Source organism: Cohnella sp. GCM10027633, from assembly GCF_042675445.1.
Classification (GTDB): domain Bacteria; phylum Bacillota; class Bacilli; order Paenibacillales; family Paenibacillaceae; genus Cohnella.
Genome location: NZ_JBHTGV010000001.1, coordinates 15,449 through 24,831, shown reverse-complemented (window position 1 = coordinate 24,831; position 9,383 = coordinate 15,449). Strand labels below are relative to the sequence as shown.

At 57.1% G+C, this 9,383-nt stretch carries 3 protein-coding genes; all 3 read left to right on the top strand.

The genetic code is table 11. From position 1 onward, the window contains the following. Positions 1–24 precede the first annotated feature (24 nt). The 3 genes from ACFQZG_RS00080 (at position 25) to ACFQZG_RS00070 (ending at position 9,261) form a co-directional block, all read left to right on the top strand. Positions 25–462 (top strand): DUF6376 family protein, encoded by a 438-nt coding sequence (locus ACFQZG_RS00080; RefSeq protein ID WP_378148948.1) that lies wholly within the window; start codon positions 25–27, stop codon positions 460–462. Positions 463–673: 211 nt separating this feature from the next. Next, positions 674–8,248 carry an InlB B-repeat-containing protein gene (locus tag ACFQZG_RS00075; protein WP_378148946.1) on the top strand — a complete coding sequence of 2,525 codons (7,575 nt, stop codon included), beginning with the start codon at positions 674–676 and terminating at the stop codon, positions 8,246–8,248. 173 nt (positions 8,249–8,421) lie between these two features. Next, positions 8,422–9,261 (top strand): M15 family metallopeptidase, encoded by an 840-nt coding sequence (locus ACFQZG_RS00070; protein WP_378148944.1) that lies wholly within the window; start codon positions 8,422–8,424, stop codon positions 9,259–9,261. Positions 9,262–9,383: the final 122 nt, after the last annotated feature.

Genomic DNA, 9,383 nt, shown 5'->3' with positions numbered 1-9,383 from the left:
AGCGGAAGGGAAGAGGGTTGCTCCATGAGAAAAATGATGATGCTAGTCCTGGTTCTGTCAACGATGACGCTTAGCGCGTGTTCGCTTTTCCAAGAAACGAACAACTCCCTGCAATATGCGGATCAAGCCACGGAACACTTAAATAACTTAGCCGATTTCGCCGCACAAGCCCCTCAACAGATCAAAGAGGCCGCAACGAATCCCGAAACCAAGCAAGAGCTCAATGATCGATTAATGGCATTAAAGAATGAAATCGCTCAATTTAATCTGATTGATGCCCCGGGCTATGCCAAGGATCTTCACCGACAAATCGTCGAAAAAAACCAGGTACTGTTAGACGAGATCAATCAAGCATTAGCCGGCGGCAATCTGGCGCTCGATCAGTTGCAGAACTCGCCGATTATCTCGACGATCACCGATGTGACAAGCTTCATGAACCGGATCGAAAATTTGGGGTTGTAACCTCAAGAAGATACAGGGAGTAGACTCCGCGTCCATCGCGGAGTTTTTTGTTGCGAAAAGAATCGAACGGGATTGTCATTTGTCGTATGGTGCAAGCAATGGAGAATGAAGATAAAAATAGTAAACGAAAGCTATGGATTTACAATATCTACCCCCTAGCCCTATTGATAGGATTGAGGTGCATCTCAATATCAAGGGAGGGAATGAATGGATGAAGGGTCTATCGGCATGGTTGAAAAGTTTGCTGGCAATCGTTACGGTCGTCGGCAGCATTGTCGTCGCTCCGCCGAACAGGGCGGAAGCGGCAAGCACGAAGCTCGCATTGAACACGGGCATGGTGACGAACGAATCCGGTCTTGGAGAAGCATGGAGGCTTGTCGACGAGCAGTCGCTTGCGGGCGATCCCCGCGGCGGCACGGGAGGCGCGACGACGTCCAACTGGCAGCCGGGTTGGAACAACGCGCTGCTCCCGGCTTACGCGTACATCGACTTGGGGTCGAATTACAACGTGACGGACATCTACTTACGGGATGGCCCCGGCAATGCCAACGTGACGTTCTCCTACGGTAGCCCAGGTAGTTGGACTTCGCTGTTCACCGATCCGCTGACGGGGTACTTGACGTGGAACGCGCATCCGGTCAGCGTGACGACGCGATATATTCGGGTCGGCATGACGACGACCTCGACGAACTTCTCGGAAATCGTCATCTACGGCGAACTTTCGGGCAGCGATACGACCGCGCCGGCAGCCATCTCCAACCTGGCCGCTCCGACTTCAGGCACCGCGAACGTCAACTTGACGTGGACGGCTCCGGGCGACGACAACGCGACCGGCACGGCGGCATCCTACGACATCCGCTATAGCACGTCGACGATAACGGCCGGCAACTGGGCTTCCGCCACGCAAGCGACGGGCGAGCCGACGCCGGCGGTCGCGGGCACTAGCCAGTCGTTCGACGTCACCGGACTTACGGCCGACACCGCCTATTACTTCGCGATCCGCGCTTCCGACGAGGCGTCGAACGTCGGCGCGCTGTCCAACGTCGTCAGCCGCGCGACGGCCGACGTCTCCGTGGGAGAACAAGATTGGATCACCATAGGCGACAAGCATGTCATCGGCGTAGAGAGATCTTGGCTAGGCGAGAAGGGAGACAATACGAATCCCGGCAACCCATATCTGCTATTCCGCGGATACGAGACTTATAAGGACTTCACGACGTTCGATCAGATCAGCGCGGCGAGTCCGTCCGGCTACTGGCCGATCCTGAGCCAAGCCGACCGGCTGATCCCGAACGGCAACACCGACAAGGTGTGGAGATCGGGAGCCGGCAGCGCATGGAACTTGAACAGAGTGCTCGAGATTGATCTCAAGCAGCGGCATGAGCTGGAGGAATTCTGGTTCTTCGACGGCGGCGCGTACCGTCCATCGGCGTATTGGAACTTCACCGACCCGAGTAACCCCGTTCCCGACGTCCCTGGCGATCCGCTAGGCGTGGGCAGCAAGTGGGAAGTCATCGGCGGGTCTATTAACGTGTACGGTTATTTGGAAGAAGAATCGAGATATGAACTGCTGTTCTCGTACGACATGAACAACGACGACAGCTGGGTGCAGGTAGACCTTAGCGATCTGAGCGCTTTCGCCAACCATACGAATCTTACTTACGAGCAAATCAAGAGAGTCTCGAAGATCAAGATCGAGAAGGTGAGCGAGGATAAATACCACTGGTGGGAAGGTGCCGACGTCTACCGGAACTTCGACACCGACGTCAACCTGTCGAGCTTCGTCATGGTCGGCAAGCCGATCACCCGCAGCCATGTCGCGGCGGTGCAGCGGTCTTGGCTGGGCAATGACGGCAAGTCCGAGGTCGACGGATCGCCTTACCTGTTGTTCGACGGATACGACAGCTACAAGAACTTCACGACTTTCGAGGAGATCAGCGCAGCGGCTCCGAACGGCTACTGGCCGATTCTCGGCAATGAAGTGAAAGCGCTTCCGACCAACGATAGCGTATGGAGAACGGGCGAAGGCGGCAGCAACGCGCTCGAGATCGCGCTCAATCAGAAGCATACGCTACAGGAGCTATGGTTGTTCGACGGCGCGGCGTACGGCGCCACATCGAACGCCATACCGGGCCAGACCAGCCAGTGGCAGGTCGCCGGCGGTTCGGTCAAGGTGTCCGCCTATGTGGACGATCAATACGTGGAGCTGTTCACCCGCGCGATGAACAACGACGACAGCTGGGTGCGGATGGACCTCGCAAGTCCGGCAAGCTTCGGGGCCGTCTACGACTACGACGACATCAAGAACGCCACGAAGCTCAAGATCGAGAAGCTGAGCGGCGGGACTTACAAGTATAAGAACTTCGCGGACGATATCATTACGGTCGACCGCGACGTCAACCTGTCCGAGCTCGTCATTGTCGGCCTGCCGCTCGAACCGCTGGTCGCGGATAGCGCCAAGCGGGACATCGTGCCGATCGACTGGAACAAAGAGCCTCAGACCGTACCTGATTTCGACATCGACTTCGGTACGTCCGTCGGCACGAACAGCTTCTTCAACGACCCTAACCTCAATGAATTCGTCGTCCCGATCAGCGGAACGACGAGAGAATACCATACGTGGGCGTGGACGGAATACATGGTCGGCAACGACCTCGGCTACGGCGACAACGATCCGCGCATGATCGAAGATCCCGAGAAGCCGCTCGTTGCGTTCGTTAATACCTGGGGCGCGTTCGACGCGTTCTACAGGAACATGAAGGCCGCCGGCGCGATCGTCTATCTGTGCATGCAGAACCTGCATGTCGGAGATGCCAATCGAACCGATCCCGCGTTCATGATCCCGAACTTCCAAGGCGACGGGGACAGACAGAACCCGAATTCCTATCTGGCCCACGCCATGAGCTTCTGGCAGCACGTCGCGAGATACGGCAGCGCCAAGAGCATAGCTGAGGGTGGCACCATCGATCCGGATCTGGTGCACGTCGCCCCCGGCACCTCCAAGGAGATCGGGCTCAACCTGATCGAATATTACGAGAACGGCAACGAGCTGAACCTCAAGGGCGTGAACGGCTACGAGTTCGCGGCCATGACCAGCGCGGACTACGATGGCCACATGAATTCCATGAAAGCTTGGATTCACGATACGGACATCCCGGTTAACTCCCGGAGCGGCAACTACATCTACACCGAAGAAGCGACCGGCAAGCCATACTCCGGCGTGGGAATCAAGAACGCCGATCCGAACGCCAAGCTGTCCATCGCGGGCGTAGGCGGTCTCGACCTCAAGTTCATGGAAGAAATGACGGAGTGGTTCCTCACCTACAGAACCGAAGACGATTACCTGGCATTCAACTATGTCCTCGTCGGAGGATCCTACTACAGAACGCACGATACCGGGAGAACGCATCCGTATACGAGAGCGCAAGCGCTGCTCGGCGAAGAGAATCCCGCAGCGCAAGAGAACTTCCTGTACCGGTTCGAGCAGTTCCCGGTAGACGTACTGAACGTGCACCACTATACGCCTGACTCCAAGGACGTCGCGAACGGCAGACCGATCGGCGGCGTGGCGCCGGAGGAAGACCAGTGGACCCATCAGACGTGGAACCAGGACGTTCCGCTCGAGTACGGCATGAAGTGGGTCATGAATCTTCGCTCGCTGTATTATCCGAATGCCGAAGTATGGCTATCCGAGCTTGGCTGGGATACCGCCCAAGGCACGGCGACGAGCGCCAAGGCGAATCAGACTTACTATCCGGGCGTCAATGCCCAGCTCGAATTGGACCCGGCTCATTATGCCAGCTTACCGGGCAGCAATAATCCGGCAACGCTGCAGAACGTAGCCGGCGGGTTCGAGATGCAAGGCCGCTGGATGGTCAGGGAATTCCTGCTCCTGGCGTCCTGGGGCGTGGATCGCGCCCAGCAGTTCATGCTGCGCGGTTCGGGAACGGGTACGACCGGCAAGTTCAACACGAGCGGCTATCTGGATACGCAAGAGGTACTAGGCGAAGGTACGACCGCCAAGAAGCCTGCGTGGTACTATGTCGCGGCCATGCGCAACTGGCTGGGCGATATGCAATTCGAGCAGGAAGTAGAGACGCCTACGTATACGAAGAAGGTAGAACCGTGGGATTCGGCGGGCAACGCGTTCAGCAATAACAACACGACGCCAGCGAACGCGTTGAACGTCCTCCGGTTCGGCCACGACGACGAGAACGAAGGCAAGGACGAGGAAGAGCAAGATCACAGCAAGGGCTTCGCGCTCTGGCTCGGTACGTCCAAGGGCGACATCGCCGGCAACTACGTGGATTACGAGCTGGATCTGTCCAACATCGATCTCGCGGACGTCGAGGACATCAAGCTGGTCGAGCTGGAGCACAAGAATGCGACCGGCGTCACGACGTCGATCCTGTCTCAATTAGCGAACGGCAAAGTGACCGTAAGAGTGACCGAGAAGCCGGTGTTCGTCATCGTGGCGGGAGAAGCTCCCGTACCTACGGCGCACAACGTAACGATCGGATTGGCGGCGCACGGCAGCGTCACGACGAATAAAGCGCAAGCGATCGAGGGAGAGATGGTCACCCTGACCGTTGCTCCGAACCCGGAATACCGGTTGCAGCTCGGTTCGCTCAAGGTCAATGGCAGCGCGGCCGGCTTGACCAGTCTGGGCAATAATCAGTATGCGTTCGCTATGCCGGACGAGAACGTTACCGTGACGGTTACGTTCGTCGCGCTAGATGCCGACAACGATTATGCCGTCTTGTACGAAGAGAACTTCAACGCTAGCGTCAGCGTCGGAGGAGGGGCATGGGCAGGCGATAGCGCGGCGATCGTGAATCGTCCGGATGGCGACGCAGGCGACAAGGCGGTTCAGATTACGCAAGTCGCAGGCAATAACCTGTATCAATTGCCTGGGATTTCCTTCGAGTCGGGCGTCGATTATACGTTCGAATACGACTTCAGAGGCGATAGCGGCATCGACGGAACGAGTTTCTTCTTCAATGACAGCCAGAGGCTCTTCGACGGCGACGCGCCGGTGGACGGCTTGATGAATGTCCGTTCGGCGAGCACCTGGAGCGCGAAGACGTACGCCAAGGACCAGTGGCACCACTTCAAGTTACAATTCAGGCATGACGGCGTGAAATGGTCGTTCACGCTCTATATCGACAACGTCCTCATGGCTAACGGACCGGTCGCTACCGCTACGGCTACCGGAAGCCAGACCGTGAAGCTGAAGAACGGCTACCTGAGCGATGTGGGCGGCAAAGCATACTATGATAACTTCCTTCTGTATCAGGGTCAGCAAGAGGTCGTGAAGACGCCGCACAGTATTACGGTTCCCGGAGCAATGACGGGCGGCTCGGTCACGGCGAACAAGACGACCGCTACCGAAGGCGAGACTTTCACTCTGACCATCGCTCCGCAAGACGGGTACGCACTGTCTTGGCTGAAGATTAACGGCATTAATCAATCGGTCGCAGGCGGGAGTCACATCGTCCTCATGCCTGATGAAGCTGTCGTCGTGACGGCCGCATTCGAGGAACGGGACGTTCCCTATGTCGTCCTCTACGAGGAGAACTACGACTCTCGCAATGCGCCGAGCGAACTGAGCGGATGGGCAGGCACCGGCAGCGCCATCGTCGCCGCACCGGGCGGCGGGAGCGGCAAGGCGCTAGAGATCACGCAGACGAGCGGCAATAGCTTGTATCAATTCCCGTTAATCAACTTCGAATCCGGGATCGACTACACCTTGGAATACGATTATATGGGTAAAGGCACAAGCACCGGCAACGCCCTCTTCCTCGGGTGGAGCGAGAGATTCTACGACAGCGACGGCGGCAGCGATCCGAGCAAGCTGCATCTGCGCATGTGGCAGAGCTGGATCGCGAAATCGTATGCGAAGGACGCCTGGCACCACTTCAAAGCGGAGTTCAAGCATAACGGCGCGAAGTGGACCGTCAGACTGTTCCTGAACGGCGTGCTCGTAGACGAGAACAGCGTGAACGGCGCGGTCTCTCTCAACCAGCAATTGATGCTGAAGGTCGGCGGGACCGGAGGCATCAACTACTTCGACAACGTCGTGCTCTATCAAGGCGAGAATTCGGGTGTCGAATATGCGGTCACGCTTCCCGGCGGAGTTACCGGCGGCTCGATCACCGCTGACAAGGTAACCGCGGCCGAAGGCGATACCGTCACGCTTACCGTCGTCCGCGAGAGCGGCTACAGACTGAAGTCCATCGCGGCTACGCTAGACGGTTATGGCACGGAAGTCGCGTTAACGCCTGCAGGCAGCAACAAGTTCGCATTCCTAATGCCAGCCAGAGCGATCACCGTAACGGCAGCGTTCGACGATGACTACGCGGTCCTGCTCGAGGAGAACTTCGACTCGCGCAGCGTGCCGGGCGAAGTGATCGGATGGGCAGGCACCGGCAGCGCGATCGTCGCCGCTCCGGGCGGAGTGGGCGGCAAGGCGCTCGAGATCACGCAGACCGACAACAATAGCATGTATCAATTCCCTTCGATCACGCTTGAGCCGAACGTTAACTACACCTTGGAATACGACTTCAGAGGCAGCGGCACGGCTACAGGCAACGCGCTCTATCTCGGGTGGAGCTCGAGATTCTATGACAGCGACGGCCCGGCGCAGGGCAATGAGCTGAATCTTCGTCCGTGGAACACATGGAGCAATAAGTATTATTCGAAGGACGCATGGCATCATTTCAAAGTGACCTTCACGCACGACGGCACGCAGTGGAACTTCACGCTCTATCTGGACAACGTCGCCGTAGCAGCCGGTCCTAGCGGCGCGAACGTAACCGGAAGCGTTCAGCTAATGTTGAAGCTTGGAGCGACCGCCGCCGGCGGCAAAGGGACCTTCGACAACATCGTCTTGTACAAAGACGTAATTGACGAGCCTGCTCCTGACCAAGTTCCGCCGAATACGTCCGCCGTGACAACCGGAGACCTGCAGGCGGGCGTGTACCGATCCGCCGTCCAGATCGCCTTCGTATCGTCCGATGACGACTCCGGCGTTGCTGCGACTTATTATCAGATCGACGATGGCGAGCCGGTAATCGGGACCCAGACGACGATCGCGACGGAGGGGGAGCATACCGTTCGGTATTGGAGCATCGACCAAGAAGGGAACGAAGAGAGTCTGAAGTCGCTCTCGTTCACGATCGATCTCACGCCGCCGACCGACCATGCGACCGCCGCGCCCGGCGTACCCGTTCTCTCGAACGACAACGGATACGACACGGGGCTGAGAGACGGATCGTACACGGTGAAGATGAATGTCTGGTGGGGCAACAACGGCACGAAGGTTAAGCTGTACGAGAACGGAACGCTTATACGTACCGTGAACTTATCCGACCGCTCGCCGACCGCGCAATCCGCGGACTTCGTCATTACCGCCCGGAACAACGGCACTTACGTCTATACCTGCGAGCTGAGCAATGCGTACGGTTCGACATCCTGCGCGCCGATGACCGTAACCGTAACGGATGCATCGCCGGGGCAAGCCGTGTTGTCTAACGATAACTGGGACCAAGACGGCAATTATCGCGTAACGATGAATCTATGGTGGGGGACGAACGCGACAAGCTACGAGCTGTACGAGAACGGCATTCGTATCGATTCGCAGAGTCTGGTCGCCAGTACGCCGAACGCGCAATCGGCTTCGACTACGATTACCGGCAGAGCTCCGGGAACTTACGTATACGAAGCCAGATTGATCAATGACGCCGGCGCAACCGCCACCTCCAAGATGACAATCACGGTACGCTAAGACAGCTTGATTGCACGAACGGCGCCGCTTCTTCGGAAGCAGGCGCCGTTTGTGTTTTATTAATGCGATTAACGCTCCCCGTATCTCATCTCGACAGTTAATGATAGAATTTAAGAAAGTAGGGCAAGCCGATTCAGGACATCATCGATCACGATTAGGAGACCCCCAGTCACATGACACTTCCGCGGAAGACCAAGGCGATACCAGGCATGCTGGTCGTCACGCTGCTGCTCATGGCAGGATGCACGTCACGAGCGGTAGAGGTCGAACCTGTCTCGCGGATAGGATCGACTTCAGAGACGACTACGCCGACCGCGACTTCGACGCCATCACCAACACCGTCACCCACACCGTCACCAACACCGTCTCCATCGCCTACGCCTATTCCCGATGCCAGAGCGGAGCTCCCGCAGGGATTCGTATACGTGGACGAGCTTATTCCGACGGCTATCCTCGATATTCGGTATTACTCTCCGTATAACTTCGTCGGGGAACGAATCGACGGCTACGAAGCGCCGCTGGCCATTCTGACCCAAGAAGCTGCGAAAGCTCTTCGGAAGGCAGCCGAGGAGCTGGAGCCGCGAAGACTTAAGATTAAAGTATACGATGCCTATCGGCCGCAGAAAGCAGTCGACCACTTCATCCGTTGGGCGGACGATCCCGATCAGAACCTGATGAAGGACGTATTCTATCCAGAGGTGGACAAGGAGCAGGTGTTCGAGCTTGGCTATTTGGCGAAGCGCTCGGGCCATTCGAGAGGCAGCACCATCGACTTGTCGCTTGTCGATGCGAATACCGATGAAGAGCTGGACATGGGCAGCCCATATGATCTCTTGGGAGAGATATCGTCTCACGGAACGAAGGGGATAACGGCGGAACAAGCGGCGAACCGCAGCCTGCTGAAGAAGGTCATGGAGAAGCATGGCTTCGAGGCGTATCGGAAGGAATGGTGGCATTACACGCTGAAGAACGAGCCGTATCCGGACAAGGCGTTTGATTTCGACATTCGATAGATCTTCTCGTCTGATTATCTTCATCTATCTGTAATTCGATGGTAATGGTATAATTTATATATTTGAGACATAGGGCGGTGTTAAGTTGAGTACACGTTCTCATGCTAGTCGCACTCATTCCA